20 protein-coding genes and 2 pseudogenes are annotated in these 15,159 nt (G+C 46.1%); 15 read left to right on the top strand and 7 right to left on the bottom strand.

The window, feature by feature from the left end:
- Window positions 1-41 precede the first annotated feature (41 nt).
- Window positions 42-776 carry a glycoside hydrolase family 73 protein gene (locus PaeBR_RS15405; protein WP_410511438.1) on the top strand — a complete coding sequence of 245 codons (735 nt, stop codon included), beginning with the start codon at window positions 42-44 and terminating at the stop codon, window positions 774-776.
- Window positions 777-782: 6 nt separating this feature from the next.
- Window positions 783-1,064, top strand: a complete 282-nt coding sequence (locus tag PaeBR_RS15400; RefSeq protein WP_410511437.1) for a holin — start codon at window positions 783-785, stop codon at window positions 1,062-1,064.
- Here PaeBR_RS15400 and PaeBR_RS15395 read toward each other — a convergent pair.
- Window positions 1,048-1,374, bottom strand: a complete 327-nt coding sequence (locus tag PaeBR_RS15395) for an SOS response-associated peptidase (protein WP_410515201.1) — start codon at window positions 1,372-1,374, stop codon at window positions 1,048-1,050. The two genes, PaeBR_RS15400 and PaeBR_RS15395, sit on opposite strands and share 17 nt — an antisense overlap.
- Before the next feature lie 151 nt (window positions 1,375-1,525).
- On the opposite strand from PaeBR_RS15395, the gene PaeBR_RS15390 reads away from it, so the two are divergent.
- Window positions 1,526-1,633 carry a YjcZ family sporulation protein gene (locus tag PaeBR_RS15390; protein WP_410511436.1) on the top strand — a complete coding sequence of 36 codons (108 nt, stop codon included), beginning with the start codon at window positions 1,526-1,528 and terminating at the stop codon, window positions 1,631-1,633.
- Window positions 1,634-2,099: 466 nt separating this feature from the next.
- On the opposite strand, the gene PaeBR_RS15385 is transcribed toward PaeBR_RS15390, so the two are convergent.
- On the bottom strand, window positions 2,100-3,422 hold the full coding sequence (locus PaeBR_RS15385) for an IS4 family transposase (RefSeq protein WP_410511435.1): 1,323 nt from the start codon (window positions 3,420-3,422) through the stop codon (window positions 2,100-2,102).
- A 203-nt stretch (window positions 3,423-3,625) separates the two neighbouring features.
- Window positions 3,626-3,922 carry a phosphatidylinositol kinase gene (locus PaeBR_RS15380; RefSeq protein WP_410511434.1) on the bottom strand — a complete coding sequence of 99 codons (297 nt, stop codon included), beginning with the start codon at window positions 3,920-3,922 and terminating at the stop codon, window positions 3,626-3,628.
- Window positions 3,923-4,221: 299 nt separating this feature from the next.
- Between PaeBR_RS15380 and PaeBR_RS15375 the strand changes: the two are divergent.
- Window positions 4,222-4,326, top strand: a pseudogene (locus tag PaeBR_RS15375) (YmaF family protein); the annotation flags it as partial.
- Here PaeBR_RS15375 and PaeBR_RS15370 read toward each other — a convergent pair.
- Complete coding sequence (locus PaeBR_RS15370) at window positions 4,288-4,665, bottom strand: hypothetical protein (RefSeq protein WP_410511433.1); 378 nt, start codon at window positions 4,663-4,665, stop codon at window positions 4,288-4,290. The pseudogene PaeBR_RS15375 and the gene PaeBR_RS15370 sit on opposite strands and share 39 nt — an antisense overlap.
- 87 nt (window positions 4,666-4,752) lie before the next feature.
- Between PaeBR_RS15370 and PaeBR_RS15365 the strand changes: the two genes are divergently transcribed.
- The gene (locus tag PaeBR_RS15365) at window positions 4,753-5,049 is read left to right on the top strand and encodes a hypothetical protein (RefSeq protein WP_410511432.1); all 297 of its coding nucleotides are present in this window, start codon (window positions 4,753-4,755) and stop codon (window positions 5,047-5,049) included.
- Window positions 5,050-5,219: 170 nt separating this feature from the next.
- On the opposite strand, the gene PaeBR_RS15360 is transcribed toward PaeBR_RS15365, so the two are convergent.
- Window positions 5,220-5,525 (bottom strand): hypothetical protein, encoded by a 306-nt coding sequence (locus tag PaeBR_RS15360; RefSeq protein WP_410511431.1) that lies wholly within the window; start codon window positions 5,523-5,525, stop codon window positions 5,220-5,222.
- Between the two features lie 513 nt (window positions 5,526-6,038).
- On the opposite strand from PaeBR_RS15360, the gene PaeBR_RS15355 reads away from it, so the two are divergent.
- The 7 genes and pseudogenes from PaeBR_RS15355 to coaD all read left to right on the top strand — a co-directional run bounded on the left by PaeBR_RS15355 (window position 6,039) and on the right by coaD (window position 10,616).
- Window positions 6,039-6,272: a hypothetical protein gene (locus PaeBR_RS15355; protein WP_410511430.1), complete on the top strand. Its 234-nt coding sequence runs from the start codon at window positions 6,039-6,041 to the stop codon at window positions 6,270-6,272.
- A gap of 318 nt (window positions 6,273-6,590) precedes the next feature.
- The gene (locus tag PaeBR_RS15350) at window positions 6,591-7,127 is read left to right on the top strand and encodes a hypothetical protein (RefSeq protein WP_410511429.1); all 537 of its coding nucleotides are present in this window, start codon (window positions 6,591-6,593) and stop codon (window positions 7,125-7,127) included.
- A 146-nt stretch (window positions 7,128-7,273) separates the two neighbouring features.
- Window positions 7,274-7,699, top strand: a pseudogene (locus tag PaeBR_RS15345) (restriction endonuclease); the annotation flags it as partial.
- 775 nt (window positions 7,700-8,474) lie between these two features.
- Entirely contained in the window at window positions 8,475-8,666 is a 192-nt protein-coding gene (locus PaeBR_RS15340; protein WP_410511428.1) for a hypothetical protein, read from the top strand.
- Window positions 8,667-8,713: 47 nt separating this feature from the next.
- Window positions 8,714-9,079 carry a helix-turn-helix domain-containing protein gene (locus PaeBR_RS15335; protein WP_410511427.1) on the top strand — a complete coding sequence of 122 codons (366 nt, stop codon included), beginning with the start codon at window positions 8,714-8,716 and terminating at the stop codon, window positions 9,077-9,079.
- 423 nt (window positions 9,080-9,502) lie between these two features.
- Window positions 9,503-10,111, top strand: coding sequence for a 16S rRNA (guanine(966)-N(2))-methyltransferase RsmD (rsmD, locus tag PaeBR_RS15330; RefSeq protein WP_410515200.1), 609 nt, complete (start codon window positions 9,503-9,505; stop codon window positions 10,109-10,111).
- Entirely contained in the window at window positions 10,095-10,616 is a 522-nt protein-coding gene (gene coaD / locus PaeBR_RS15325) for a pantetheine-phosphate adenylyltransferase (protein ID WP_410511426.1), read from the top strand. The genes rsmD and coaD overlap by 17 nt, the downstream gene beginning before the upstream one ends.
- Here coaD and PaeBR_RS15320 read toward each other — a convergent pair.
- Window positions 10,585-11,811, bottom strand: a complete 1,227-nt coding sequence (locus PaeBR_RS15320; RefSeq protein ID WP_410511425.1) for a nucleoside recognition domain-containing protein — start codon at window positions 11,809-11,811, stop codon at window positions 10,585-10,587. The two genes, coaD and PaeBR_RS15320, sit on opposite strands and share 32 nt — an antisense overlap.
- Window positions 11,812-11,958: 147 nt before the next feature.
- Here PaeBR_RS15320 and PaeBR_RS15315 point away from each other — a divergent pair, with 147 nt between their 5' ends.
- Window positions 11,959-12,996: a SepM family pheromone-processing serine protease gene (locus PaeBR_RS15315; protein ID WP_410515199.1), complete on the top strand. Its 1,038-nt coding sequence runs from the start codon at window positions 11,959-11,961 to the stop codon at window positions 12,994-12,996.
- Here PaeBR_RS15315 and PaeBR_RS15310 read toward each other — a convergent pair.
- Window positions 12,986-14,212: a nucleotidyltransferase gene (locus PaeBR_RS15310; RefSeq protein ID WP_410511424.1), complete on the bottom strand. Its 1,227-nt coding sequence runs from the start codon at window positions 14,210-14,212 to the stop codon at window positions 12,986-12,988. The two genes, PaeBR_RS15315 and PaeBR_RS15310, sit on opposite strands and share 11 nt — an antisense overlap.
- A 161-nt stretch (window positions 14,213-14,373) precedes the next feature.
- On the opposite strand from PaeBR_RS15310, the gene PaeBR_RS15305 reads away from it, so the two are divergent.
- Both PaeBR_RS15305 and rpmF read left to right on the top strand, forming a co-directional pair.
- On the top strand, window positions 14,374-14,883 hold the full coding sequence (locus tag PaeBR_RS15305; protein WP_410511423.1) for a YceD family protein: 510 nt from the start codon (window positions 14,374-14,376) through the stop codon (window positions 14,881-14,883).
- A 69-nt stretch (window positions 14,884-14,952) separates the two neighbouring features.
- The gene (gene rpmF, locus PaeBR_RS15300) at window positions 14,953-15,126 is read left to right on the top strand and encodes a 50S ribosomal protein L32 (protein WP_019911234.1); all 174 of its coding nucleotides are present in this window, start codon (window positions 14,953-14,955) and stop codon (window positions 15,124-15,126) included.
- Window positions 15,127-15,159: the final 33 nt, after the last annotated feature.

Below are 15,159 nucleotides of genomic sequence, written 5' to 3'. Positions count from 1 at the left end.
AATAAAGGCGAGCATTTAATAGTAAGAGAGGGGGTGAAGACATGAACAAGATAGAGTTTATCGCAACCATCGCTCCATTGGCCGTACTGAATATGCAGCAGAGCCAAATTCCTGCATCGCTGACTATAGCCCAGGCCGCTTTGGAATCCGGTTGGGGGAATAGCGGATTAACTTCCAGAGCCAATAATTTGTTTGGGATCAAAGGGAGTGGCCCAGCTGGCAGCGTGAATGTACAGACAACCGAATATGTAAACGGCAAGGCTGTAAAGTTGAATATTGCTTTTCGTGCCTATCATAACTGGGGTGAATCGGTGTCGGACCACTCCGAAATTATTAAGAACGGGGTGTCATGGAATCGGGATTTGTATCGTAAGGTAATTGGAGCATCAGGTATAACGGCGGCAAAAGAGATTGCTGCTGCCGGGTATGCCACAGACCCGGATTATGCTGCGAAGCTGATCGGCATCATGGACATGTACAATCTTTACCAATATGACGAAGGTGCGAAGGAGGAGGAAGAAATGTCGGTCGAGGATAAGAAGAAGCTTGAGGAGCTCGAAGCAGAGCTGAAGGAGCTGCGGGCATTCTTTGCAGAACGTTTGACTTTAATCGAAAGCCGGGCGTCTATGACCATTCCCGCATGGGCAGAGCCTGCAGTGAAGGCAGCGTTTAAGGCGGGTCTTCTGGATACGCCGGCGGGGGGCAGCTATGATTTTTACCGGATGCTTACCGTATTGAACCGTGCGGGATTGCTTATAACGGCGAAGGAGGGTTGACGTACTATGAATAACGAAGCATTGAACGGGGTATTAGCCTTTGCTTCAGTATTAGCTGTGTTTGTACTGGCCTTAGTGCAGCTTGTAAAGAATACGGTGAATCTGCCGCGGAACATTGTTCCAGCCGTAGGGCTGGCTATCGGTCTGCTGGTCGGTGTGCTGGCCTATCCGTTTACTTCGATGGATCTGGTGCTGCGGCTATGGTCAGGAGGACTTGCCGGGTTATCGGCAACGGGCCTGTTCGAACTGGCTTTTAACAAGCGGTACGGTTCTACAAAGGATGATTAATCATTTTCACAGGATCGTAAGGCTTCAGCAGCTTCATCAAGGACGGCACCCCGCAGTTGTCCCGACTAAGCCATTCTTCCTCATCCTCAGGTCGCAGGATCACCGGCATCCGATCGTGAATGTCTGTCATAAGACTGTTTGGGGCGGTTGTTATAATCGTGCAAGTGCTCAGTTTTTTGCCCTCCGGACTGGTCCATATATCGTAAAGACCCGCCATGGAAAAAATGCCTCCATCACGCATAACGATTCGCATGGGCTGTTTTCCAGTTTCCCGCTGCTGCCATTCGTAAAAACCATCGGTGGGGACGATAGTTCTTCCATGCTTTATTTTACGCTATTTATGGAGCAATTTAAACCTTCGGCTGGGACAGGGCATGAGGCTATTTTACGATTGAACCCAAACACCTTGCCCGGAACGAACATATCTTGTTTTGTACTCAATTACAAAGGAGGAATTAATCATGAGTGAAGAAAATAGAGGTTATGGTATGGGCGGATTTACATCCACCGGTGCAATTCTGGTGCTGTTCATCCTGCTGGTAATCATTTCGAAATCTTTCTTGGTATAATCGTTCGAAATACAAATGGGCGTCCCGAAAGGGGCGCCATTTATTCCTTACTCTGCTTCAAAAACATAGATCAGGACACTCTTGTTTAGAGGAAACATCCAATCAAGATAAATGCTCTTTGCTTTTCGATTTAAAATATTGGGGATATGCGCATCTTCAATAAATACGTATGTATAGTGCTAATCAATAACCAGATATTTAAATATTGCCTCAATACCGCTTATATTAAGAACTTGTTTCTTCTAATAATACTATGTATGAAAAGGGTTTAACATAGAAAAAGGGTGCCCCTTTCGGACAATGTCATTAAGATAAGCTCAAAGATAAGACTGGGAATAAAAATGGAATCCGAAACGGCATGGGAAAAAGCCCTGTGCCGTTTGTTTTTTTGGTGCAAGCAAGAAAAAAGCGCACAGCAAACAAGCGGACGGAATATCCGCTTAAAAAAATGTTCATACGAAACGAATTATGCTACTCTGTAGACGAAGCTAACGACTGATTTCCAGCGGATTTTGCGCGTATTCTTCTGCCCTGGGCGAATGGGTCGAATCGGCAAAATGTTCTTGCGAATCAGTGCTTCTACATCGGGCGGGGGTTCATCGTCCCGTGAGCGCAGGAAATGTCTACAAACGTGAACGGCAACCGTGAAGTTGACTTGGTAGGGGTGCCGTTTATCCATTTGGGAAATGACGACGTGCGAGGTCATCATTTCAGCGAAATTGTACAGGATCATTCTTGCAAAAATCTCTTGGGTGATGGACTCTTGTCTCTTTGCGTGAAAATTCGTCAGGCCGACGGTGTATTTCAATGCCCGGAAAGAGGTTTCAATGCCCCATCGCATGTTATAAATGGACTTGATTTCATCGGGTGGGAAATCAGCGGCAGAAAGATTCGTAATGACGGTTTCATAAGCGCCACCCGGCAGGACGAAACGGACAACCCGAAAGGAAATCGGGTAAAACAAGTTCTCGTGCAAATCTAAAAAATCAAAGGTAGACGTGGAAGGGACGAACTTGTACATCTCAGGATGAGCCTTGACCTCTTTGGTTTGTTTTTTGGTGAGTGTCAGATGAACGTCCATATCAAACGCTCCGCCAGAGGGCAGATGCAAGCCCGAAAGAATGCCATTCGAATCCAAATCCTTAACCCGTATGACATAGCTCCACCCTTTGCGTTCCATATGCGCGAAATTGTTGTAACTTTCATAACCCCTATCGGCAGTAACAATGGTTTTGCCTTGAATGGGGGAACGGTCAACCATGGCAGCCAGCGCCCTTCCCTCGTTGCACAACCTCCGTGGCTGAATAATGGCATCCACGTAAAGTCTGTTGCATAAGTCATAGGCTGCATTCAAATGCAGAAGGTTGTAGCCTTTCGTGTTCGGTTGACTTTGGAAATAGGTATCCGTGTCCGCCCGGTCGGTTGCGATATGCAAATCCGAACCGTCAATGGCAAGTAATCGATACCCTCGGTAGTCCTTGATATCCGTATAGGATTGCGTAAATTCGTGAAACAAGAATTCCACAGCAGACGGCAGGATTTTATTCCTCTGTTGGACAAAAGCAGAAGTGGTTGCGGTGTTTACGTCATAGCCCTGCGATTCCAAGAGTTCCTTGTAAAGGCTGTTTCCTCCCATGGAAATCAGGAGTTGCATGACCGTTTCAAAGGGCAGCTTTTTCTTTCGGGTAAAATCTTTTTCAGGGTTTTTGACAAAAGGAGCGGGTGCGGCTGACATTTTTCGTATGAGGGATGTCAGCGTTTTTTTTAGCGAGATCGCGTACTCATCCATTGGCGTAACCTCCTCGTTTTTTCAAGGGGCTTCGCCACACATTTCCATCTGCTTGTCAAGTTCTTTTTTTAGTGCAAAAAAAAGAGCGGGCTATCTTTTCGATAACCTACTCTTTTTCTTGATTTTTGGCCTTGCGCCTTAACTTAATGACATTGCCCTTTCGGAACGCCCTTTCTTGGGAGAATCCCCGGTTAATCATATCGTCATATGAAAAATGAAAGCAAAAATAAGTCCCGTATTCCGAAAAAAGGAATTCGTCGATGGAAAAAGCGGCGTCTTGGGAAAAAACCTGGATGGAATCCGAATTGTCTATAGGTGGATTCTTGCGCCGGCATTCCGTTCAAACGATCTACCATTTCGTTCGTGGGAATAGCAAGAGTAACATAGTCCTGGTCTACGTGAGCAATAAACCCGTCATATGACTGACCGTCAGTTGTTATTACACCCACATATTTATTCATGCAGCTCCAACTGACTTGTTGATAATAATTTGTATTCATGAATTACCTCCTCAGATAAAAATACCTCGACCATAGTCTATGGACTGCAACCCATAACGTTCACGGCGTTAGCCTATAAATAAATTATTTTATGATTAAAAAATTCCTTCCGAAGGAAGAGATTAACATCGTTAATTACCATTTTGTTGGAAAGACTTGAGGGAATTAATGAAAATCTTCGCAGATTACCCATTGGAAGTCGAGCAAGACGTGAACTGCTGGCAGCGAGAGTGTCCATTAGGGAAGCTCTTCGTTTAAATGCTATTGCAATAAGGAATTAGAAGAAAAGACACACACTAAAGCAGAAAACATCATCTTATAAACTGGTACAAAGGCATGTGCATGAATTTGAAGGTAGCACTAAACTAGCTGAAGAAGGCGCAGATCGGCATAACCATCGTTTTGGTTGAAGTAGGGAAGAATCCGGCGCTTAGTGTGGAACTTATAACTGATTTTCGTTTTCTCCTCAAGCTCATTCTCCACGAATTTGGCAATCCACTTCTAAATTTACTGAATGTGAGCTTCTCAGGCCGGATATAATGACCGGACTCGATTTCCATCTTGAACTTCACCAATTCCTCGTCCAGGTGGTTTTGTAGCCGCCGCGGGGCCCGCTGCAATTCAGGATCCTTTACACGGATTGTCTTGCGCTCGAAGTCCCGTTCTCCCTGGGCATCGTAGCCAAGTTCCACGGTCAGTCTCCATGAGTTTTTACCTCGTTGTTCGATGTTTCCTTTCTCCATAGTTATGTGACCTCCCTAATTTCCCAAGTAGAATAAAAAATTTGATTCTGGTACAATCTATATATTAAGCTTGAAGGAGCGGAGCATATGGATAACGATTTGGTGCAGTTATTGCGTTCTGTCATTCGGGAAGAATTAGTTCCCGTTAAGGAAGAATTATTAACCGTCAATGAGCGCTTGGATCGAATAGAAATAGAACAGCAGAACATGAAACAAGACCAGCAAATAATGATGCAAGATCAGGAGTTGGTCAAACGTGCTGTGCTGGACACCAACGAACGTGTAATCAATGTAGAATCTATATTGGAGAATCAGAATCGAATTATTGAGCTGCTCTCGGCGCGATCCATTGAGCAGGAAGCCAAGCTTAAGCGAATTAAATAGATTGCTCAGTCCGGCGTGGTCAGGTGTCGGACTTTTCTTTATTTTGTGGCTACGTAAATGCGAATTACGGCCTATGAGAGCGGAGGGGTGTATTTATACCTCCCAGGGCAGTTAGGTTGAAATTCCTGACTATATCGTCACGTTTGAGGGCTTAAAAGACGAGTTATGGATCATAGATAGCGGCTCATTCCTTTTTTGTTGTGCTCAAATGATTTCTTTACAATCTCGTGTAGCTCATCAAGTATAGGCTTTTGGATTATTACCGCTGTAATATCATTGCTTATATATTTCCGTTCCCCGATTCTATGACCCTCAGCATTGATCTTATCAGCAACGTTCTTTACGCTTTCTTCAATTGCATATTCTAAAATAATCTTTTGTTCAAGAGTTTCAGGTGAGTAGGATTCGATCAATTGAATTATGTGTTCCTGCTTTTCGATTTCTTTTTGAAGGTCTTGGATATACTTTACGACCATCTAAGCTTATTTTTTTCATTTTCATTGTTTTTCCTCAATTCAATTATAGGATGATTGCATTGTTGAAGATGAGATATAAGTAGGTGGGCTTCGCTTAAAATGCTCCAAATTATTGCTGTCCGGCAGCTAAAGAATTTTGGAGTTTCGCGTGCAGGGTGCGCAAAACTATGTGAAGCACAGTAACCAGGTGGAAATATTTGAGTTTTGTGCGGGCAGCGCACAAAAGTAGTTTTTGGTATCGAGCGCTAGAAAGTAACCGATCAATTGTGTGAAAACTATTTTCTTCACGCGGTGAAGGAAACACGATAACTTGCGATTGCCCTATTACACCATACTTTCTGCCGAGCTTCGGCAAAAACATCAGAATACGGCGATATGACTTTTCACTGGAGGTCGGTGAAAACTAACAATCCTCCACGCTTTTGAATGCTTGCCATAATACAATTCCTCCCGGTAGAATAAAATATCTGATTCTGATACAATGTCTCTATCAAGTTTGAAGGAGCGGAGCACATGGATAATGATTTGGTGCAGTTATTGAGATCCGTCATTCGGGAAGAGTTAGTTCCTGTGAATGAACGCTTGGATCGGATAGAGACAGAACAGACTCTTATTAAACAAGCTGTCTTGGACACGAATGAGCGTGTGAAGAGAATTGAAGAGGTTCAAGAGTCGCAACATAAAATTATTGAATTGCTCTCGGTCCGGTCCATTGACCAGGAAGCTCAGTTAAAGCGAATTAAATAGTTACCTTGATCCGGTGCTCCCATGCATCGGATTTTTGTTTGCTCTTAGGACGATCTACTGCGCTTCTCAGGGCTGCTGCTCAAGAAAGGTGTATTTATACCTCCCAGCACAGTTAGTGCGAATTTCCTTTGTAGATCGTCAGGTGGGAGAGCTTAAACAGCGTGTCATGAGGTTGATAATGCTAGACATAGCGGCTCATTCCTTTTTTTGTTGTGAATAAATAGGTACGTCCAGGAGAATTTAATGTGTTAATACTAAAGAATGGAACAAAAATCGGAGAGAGTTTTTTTAGGATAGATGAAGAAGTTGGTACGGACAATGGGTGATAAATTTAAACCGATCAAGAATGCTACTGTTAGTTTCTCAAATGTAACTCCAATAGGTAATGCTTCAAAAAATAAGGTAACTCCAGATTATAGAACGAGTGGTTCTGCTGCGTTAGAATCAATAGCTACATCAGAGCTTTCATATTCAGGTGGAGGAGGCGGCGGTATGGATGACATCCTCAGAAGACTTGAAAAAGTAGAGACTAGCCTTTCCAACATGGCATCTAAGGAAGATTTGAGAGAATTAGGTCACGTAATTCGCTCAGAAATGAAAGATCAAACCAGTGAAATTAAGGATGTAATTCAACAATCACTTTCTAAAGTACCTAATGAAGACGCCATAAAAAACATTATCAGTGACAAAAGTAAAAACCTTGGCCTCGCAACTGAGACTTTTGTTGAATCTCAGATTGGCAAAGAAACATCGAAAATGATTTTATGGATGGTTGGAATATCAATAACGGTTACAGGAGTAGCATCAACAATTTTGTTTAACGTAGCGGTGGCATTGTTGTGTAAAGAGCCATAAGAGAACTTACAATTGTCCTAAATATGATAATGTAATCTTAAACGAACTGGAAGCACCGACAGTGCAGTCCGGAAGTATCGATAAGAGACCTTACTGGCATTGCTGGTGAGGTCTCTTTTTTAGGAGGAAATAGGTTGACCAATACTATAATTCTAATGGTTTTTATTGTTGTTATTACAACTGTTGTAGTAGCTTTTGTTCTTTCAAAAAGGAAAAGTGGCTATTCCAAAATTGCAGAAATCGATCCACTTAAAATTACGATCCATGATATAGATCGTATGGAAGACGGCAAGGAGTTTGAAGAATATCTATATCGTTTATTTTTGGCTTTGGGGTATAAGGATGCGTATAAAACAGTCGGCAGTAGAGATTTTGGATCTGATTTAGTTTTTACAGATCGGGAAGGATATCGAAATGTTGTCCAGGCAAAGCGTTATTCAAATCCAGTAGGATTGGGTGCTGTTCAAGAAGTTTACAGTTCGATTAGGTATTATCGGGCAAAGAAGTCCATTGTAATAACTTCCAATCAATATACAGCAGCATGTGAGAATATGGTGCTACACGATGTCAAGACAGTTATTTTAGTATAGTTAAGGTGTGAATTTATTCACAATATCTTTATAGATCAAAGGTATGCTAGTGTTGACCTTGAATCTCATATGGAATAAATATTAAATATTTCCAGTAGAACACGTTGTCCATTTAAGAAGGGATAAGAATCCCGACTTAATTGAATGGATGAATCTAAATGCAAGAACGCATGATTATTTAAAGAGATATCTTGGGTCAAGAAAGCAAACAGGTGATGAGAACTTATTGCTTATAGATGAAAGGATTTTAGAATCTAAAGACATAAACAAGACCTTTGATATTCTCAATAACAAGGGTTTCCAAAGGGATGCATCGAGGATCTAGTGAGGGCAGGTATTCTTAGGTCGCTTATAGAGACTAACGGAAGCTCTTTATTGAAGCATACAATGATTCATGGTACAGGTAATAATGGACAGCTAGTTCATGCTATTGAGGCTTATCAACGCTCATTATCTGACGAGCAAATAGAATAGGATTTTCACTCCTTCGGGTCCTCCCAGCGCCTCAGAAGCAGCGTGGGTGCTGGCGAGCCCGAAAGCCCGCTAGATTTTATTTTGAAAAATTACTTTCGTTTCCTCTTTATGAGCTTAGCGGAGTGATTTTTTTTATTTTCTCTTCGAATTGAACTTGTCGAAATAGAGTCAAGCAAGACAATCCGTAAAGCGGAAGTTTAAAGAGGTTAATATGCGGAAATGAATATGCGGTAATACACATCAGAAGTAAGCTAAGAACCGAATCTGGAAAGGTGTGCTGTTAATGAAAAGTGAAAAGAAGGAGTTAACGGTAAATGTTTGTTTTGTGGATGAGGAAGGTAAGGTTATCTACAAAAGTGTTGAAGAAGCGCATGAGAGAATGAGTGAGTGGGAATGGAATAAGCTATGTACCCGTATTCAAACTGCCTTAACAGGTCGGAAACATGTGCCAATAAAGCCAAATGACCAGTCATAAGCGGCTGGTCCTTTTCATATCCGAAATATTATTATGGAGATGATCAAATGATTACAAATCAAATCAACCAGGTAGAACAGCGAATAAAGAACCTTCAACGATCCATGAACGCCGAACTAGACTCTTTACTGAGTCAGCTGCAGCACCTCAAGGAGTTGGCAGATAGTGCGAAGCCAGAAACAATTAAGCGAAATGAGTCATCAAAGGAACCTATGGTGAAGGTAACGTTGGACTCGTGGAAGCACATGCCGGAAGTTCTCAGGGTGAATGATGTGCAGGAGATAATGGGTATTGGTATAAACCAAGCGTACAATCTTCTGAGATCAGGAGCTTTCCATCATGTGAGAATAGGCAGACTAATCATGATACCTAAGCCGGGTTTTATTGCATGGTTGGAGGGCGAAAAACAATAATTAGCACTATGAGGACGGTAATGGCCTCGAAAAATCGGTGCCCACATGGTGCCCAAATGAAATAATCTAATTTTATATTCAGGATCGCAACCCTGTTAAACCCTTACTACATAAGGATTTAACAACATTAAAATCGGGCGCCCCTTTCGGAGCGCCCTTTCATGGGAGAGGAGAAACCGGACGAAGAGCTTATGGGGAAACGTAAGCCTGCTCCGCGGTTGTCTACGACATTTTGCGATGTCGATAATTACATGATGTCCCGGTATAGGAACTCTTATACATAACAGCATTACTATTTGTCGGCTTATGCTGGAGCAGGGGTGGACAATCCTTTTTATTAATGGATTAAATGTGGTACGATAGGCATGGACTTATGCCCTGTGCGGCATAACAAAAACAGAGATACAGAGCGGGTGAATGACGGTGAGAGTTGTATCGGGCAGTGCCAAGGGCAGGCCCTTGAAAAGTGTTCCGGGAAGCGGGACACGTCCCACGACCGACAAGGTCAAAGAAGCGGTATTCAGCATGATCGGTCCTTATTTCGAGGGCGGAGCAGCGCTTGATCTGTTCGCAGGAACAGGAGGTCTTGGTATCGAGGCTTTGAGCAGAGGCATGGAGAGCGCGGTTTTTGTGGACATGGAACCGAAGAGCATCGACACGATTCGTGCCAACCTGAAGGCTACAGGCTTGGAGTCGTGGGCGGAAGTATACCGTAATGATGCCGGGAGAGCGCTAAGCGCTATGGAGAAGCGGGGACGGTCCTTTGATCTTGTTTTTTTGGACCCGCCGTACCGTTTGAAGCATGGAGATGAACTGATGAGTACAATGGCGGCTAAAGGCATGCTGCAAGCCGAGGCGCTGATCGTACTGGAACACGAATCCGGACATGCTTATCCGGAGGATATTCCGGGATTCTACAGGCTGCGGCAGGCAGTGTATGGGGAGACAACAATCTCTATTTATCAGTATGAAGCCGCTGGCGAGGAAGAAGCTGCGATCGGTGAGGAGGAGCAAGATGAGTCTGTTAATTAGAAAAGAAAGTGTCGCGATATACCCGGGTACCTTTGATCCGGTAACTATGGGACATATGGATATTATCCGGCGTGCAGCCAAGCAGTTCGACCGCTTGATCGTTGCCGTGCTAAATAATTTAAGTAAAAATCCCCTGTTCACCGTGGAGGAGCGTACGGAACTGCTGCGGCAGGCTACCCTTGATATTCCTAATGTGGAGATCGACAGTTTCCGTGATCTGCTGGTCAATTATGTCCGGCAGAAGGATGCCCAGGTCATCGTACGCGGAATTCGAACGGTTACCGACTTTGAATACGAGCTGCAGAATGCGTCTATTAATCACAGTCTTAATCCGGACACCGAAACGATTTTCATGATGACCAACCCTAAGTATTCTTACCTTAGTTCCAGCGTTGTCAAGGAAATCGCCCATTTTGGCGGAAATGTAACGGATTTTGTGACGCCTGAGGTTGAACAGGCCATGAAGCTTAAATTTAGTCAAAACGGCGCTGGAAAGCAGAAATAAGAGCGGAAATCCCGGAGAATAGCAATAGCAACAGCAGCAGAAGGGATTGCAGGCCCATAACGTGCGGGATTGCGCTCCATACTGTGGTTAAGCTTAGGGACCCTGTACTAAAGGCTTCAGAGCTCACGATGGCGGGAAGAGCCGTCTCGCGGATATTCATAAGCGGTTTCCAGAGCAGCGGGGTTAACAGAAACGCATAAAGACCATGCAGCAGACGAACCGCGGCAAAAGGCAGAAAACGGACATGTGCCGGTTTCAGCACCGCCAGTACTTGGAGCTGGGCACAGAGGCCGCTCCAGCCGAGTGCAGCTGATAACAAGGCCGGCTCGACCCATCCTGTCAGCGCATTCGGTGCTGAAATACTGAGTTCGCTCAACGTTTTGGCGCCAAGGTGAATCTCCAGAAGTCCTGCAGGAATCGATGCAGGAAGCTGCGGGAAAAGCCCGAGCACAATATTGATAACTACAGCGAACATAATCATATATCCGCCAACGATCATTAAGCTCTGGACGGAGCTTCCTACGGAATCACCAAGCAGCTTGCCGAAGCTGCGTCTGTCCTCTGACCGGGCTTTTACAGCGGCGCTAATAATACGTTTGTATAGAGTGGATTTTTTAGCGGGAATCTTTACACTGCGCTGGTGCCCGGCAGGTGCTTCGGTCGATTGTCCTAACACGACTGCGGTAAAACCGGCGAGCAGCCCTGAGAGCCAGTGAACCGCCAGCAGGCCATAACCTGCTGTTGGACTGTGTAGGAAGGCGACACCGACAACGATCAGAAGGGTTACCGGACTGCCGAAGTGGACCAGCGCTGCCAGCCTTCCGGCCTCCTTGTCCGAAAGGCTGCCCTGCTTGTGCAACTGTAGCACCCCATGGGCCCCGCCGGGAAAACCGGTGGTTAATCCCAGCCAGAGGGTCCAGCCGCTTTCCCCGGGCAACCGGAATACGCGCCGCATCAGGGGCTCCAGCAGCACACCTAAGCCGTGCACGAAGCCGGAGGCTGCCAGCATCTCGGACAGGATCAGGAACGGCAGCAGTGCCGGGAATACTAGATTCCACCATAGCTTCAGGCCTTGCAGGGAGGCTTGAAATGAGGTTTCCGGGTTAGATACAATGGCCATTGCCAGCAGGATTGCGATAGCTCCGGAGAAGAAAGGCGCCGTGTCTGAGGCCATCCGGCGTATTTTAACGTTCATTTTACGATTCACCTCTTCATAACTGGGGGCAGGTATGTATGATATCACTTTATGCCGGGAAGACAACCATCATGCCAAGAGCGGAGATAAGGAAAGCATTTAACATTCTGCAAAAGCTGAAGTGTAGCAGGAGAGAAAGGAAAAATGGTGAAACAGATGAGACACCGGACGGGATTCCGAACTACAGTTTACCTGTTTACGCTTATAGTGCTTACTTATGTGTTTGTGTTCATGGGCACGCCTTACATCGTGTATCAGCCCGGCAGCGCATCTGAAGTTGCGCCAATGATTAAGATTGGGAACGCGGATACGGACGAAAAAGGAACGTTCATGATGACTACCGTATCTGCCAGTTACGCCAATGTGGCTCTCCTGGTCGCCTCCCTTTTTAATTCAAACACAGAGGTTGTCCCGAAAGAGACGAGACTTGGGAAGAAGAGCGAGGAAGAATATGCGGCAGTACAGGTTTTTAATATGGACAGTTCCCAATCGTTAGCTGTGCAGGCGGCTTATCATGCGGCGGGTATTCCCTATACGAACGAACCGGATTACTTATTTGTTTATTCGGTTCCCGCGGAAGGGAATCGCACACAATTTCAACCGGGAGACAGAATTATAAGGGTTGCCGGACAGAGCATCCCCGACGCAGAAGCTCTGACGGCGCTGTTGTCGGCGAAAAATATTGGTGACAAGGTTTCCGTAACGGTGCAACGCAGCGGCAAGGAGTTTACAGAGGAAGTACAGCTTATTGAGGTTAAAGACGATAAAAATGCTGCCGGACGTCCGGGTCTGGGGATCATTATCGCAGCTGTGCAGAAGGTAGAGCCGAAGGATGCGGGCAAGCGTGTAAGTTTTGTAGCTACCAATGTCGGAGGTCCTTCAGCGGGGCTGATGTTCACCATGGAAATTTATAGCCAGCTGACGCCGGGTGATTTGACAAAAGGCTACATAGTTGCCGGAACCGGCACGATTGATGCTGAGGGGATTGTGGGTGCGATCGGCGGCGTGAAGCACAAGATTGTTGCAGCGGACCGTGAGAAAGCCGAGGTTTTTTTCGTCCCGGCTGATAATTATAAGGAAGCCAAGGTTAGAGCGGACAAAATCGGGACGGCTATGAAACTGGTGCCTGTATCCACGCTGAAAGAAGCGCTGGCCTATATGGAGGGCCTGCCGGTCAAACCCTGACCGGAGGCTCCAAGTAATCGCGGTACAGATCGCTCCGAAGCGGATCTCTGAAAGCGCCTGCGTAAGCGGCAGATGCCTGAAGGTCGCGCTCCAGCTGCGGATGGGAGGAAAGTGCCGGCCGCATAATAATAGGCAAGGTGGCGCTTTTCTTCATTCTTTTCAGAAGCGCTCTGCCGCTCTCCCGGAATCCGAGAACGCGAATATATCCTGGTCCTTGCGCCAAAATAGAAGGGGATAACTCGCTCTTGGAATGATTGAGCAGCGCATGGAGCAGTGTTCGCTGGAGCCGGGTGCGGGTGTAACGCTTGCTCTTCAGCGCATCCAGGAGGCCGGATATGCTGAACTGCTCCAGCTGCGGCATAACACGCAGTAGCCTGTTCTCCAGCCCTTCGTTCATATCATGCAGTGTCCGAAGCTCCGCGGCTGTATGGGTGGAGAGCAAATGGCGCATCGGTGTGCAGAAGCTCTCCATGCTGACAGGGCCGCGACCGGCTGCAAGTTCACCTTCCAGAATATGTACGCTATAATCCGGCATGTAAGAGGCAGGAGCACCGCCACCGCCATCCTGAAGCAGCTTGCGGATAGCAGTTGCGCTTGCAATGGATGAGCCTGGCTGCAAGGGATCATGGAACCCGGCACCCGTGCGGGGAACCGTCAGGGGCTGGATGTTGCTGGAAATTCGCCGCAGGGCAATGAGATAATGGAGGCCTAGACTATTGTTCGGCTGGCGCAGCAGATCTCCGGTGGAGTCTTCTATTCCGCTCCATGCCAAAGCGGCCGCTGCGCTGTATGCAGCCGGGAAGCTCTCGCCGAGCGCCAGCCTGCGGCGGAGCTCCGCCTGCAGTTCGGAGCTTTCTTCAGCCAGGTATCCGGCCAGCGTCAGGAGATGCTCCAAGGCTCCCGCTTCGGAGCCAAAGCAGAGACTGTCCACTACACCTGTCGCTTCCAGCAGTGAGACTGCACCGAATGCAAACCATTCGGCCGGTTGAACGGCGTAAGCCACCGGAAGCTCAATGACCAGATCGGCGCCCATCCTCAGCGCCATCTCTGTCCGGGCATACTTGCCTACCACCGCCGGTTCGCCGCGCTGGGTGAAAGGACCGCTCATGATAACAATCGAGCTTTCTGCTCCGGACAGTCTTTTGGATTCCGTGAAATGGTGGACATGCCCGTTATGTAAAGGATTATATTCTGCGATAATTCCTACAGTGGTCACAGGGTTTCGCTCCTTTATGCTGAAAATAAGGTGTTTTAAATGTTTATTACATAGTTATATCATAAATTGCTCCCTTATCCGAAATAATATAAAGGGAAAATGGTTGACAAAGGTCTGAGATAATAGGTATAATAAATTTTGTTTGTTTGGAGTGATATGGAATGGAAATTCACTTTCGCAAAATAGCGAATGCCGACGAGCCTCTACAGCTCCACCAAACTGTGGATGTTAGTAAGGTTGTCAAAGGGCGCAAGGATGTTCTGGCTGTGACACCACTCTCAGTGGATCTTAAAGCGCTGCCCGCGGGTACAGATTGTGTGAACGTGGTGGGGAAACTGAGTGGAGAAGTGGACATGTTATGTTCACGCTGTCTCACGGAGGTCAAGAGTTATTTGCACATTCCTTTTGCTGAGACTTTCAAGTGGCTTAAGCAGCCGGTTCTTCCAGAAGATGTAGATGATGAACTCATTTACGTCAAGGATGAGAGTGTGGACCTTATCCCGTATGTGGAAGAAAATTTCGTACTGCACTTGCCGGATTCGGTATTGTGCAAGGCAGACTGTCTTGGTCTTTGTCAGAAATGCGGACAGAACTTGAACGAAGGCACCTGCAGTTGCGACAACACAGTGATCGATCCTCGACTCGCTGGGTTGAAAAACTTTTTCAAATGAGCATGAATGAGTCCGACATCCCGCAGCAAGGCGGGTTGAATCAGAATTTAATCAGGAGGTGTATCACAAATGGCAGTACCTCAACGGAGAACGTCCAAGACTCGCCGTGACAAACGTCGCACACACTTTAAATTGGTTGTGCCGGGCATGGTGAAATGTGAACAATGCGGAGAATTGAAGCTTGCTCACCACGTATGTAAAGTATGCGGAACTTACAAAGCAAGAGAAATCATCAAACAATAGTTTTAGTAAAAGTAGCACTTCATCTGCCGGTGA

It is taken from the genome of Paenibacillus sp. BR2-3 (assembly GCF_046529485.1).
Lineage (GTDB): Bacteria > Bacillota > Bacilli > Paenibacillales > Paenibacillaceae > Paenibacillus_AQ.
This window is presented reverse-complemented; position numbering and strand designations above follow the sequence as displayed.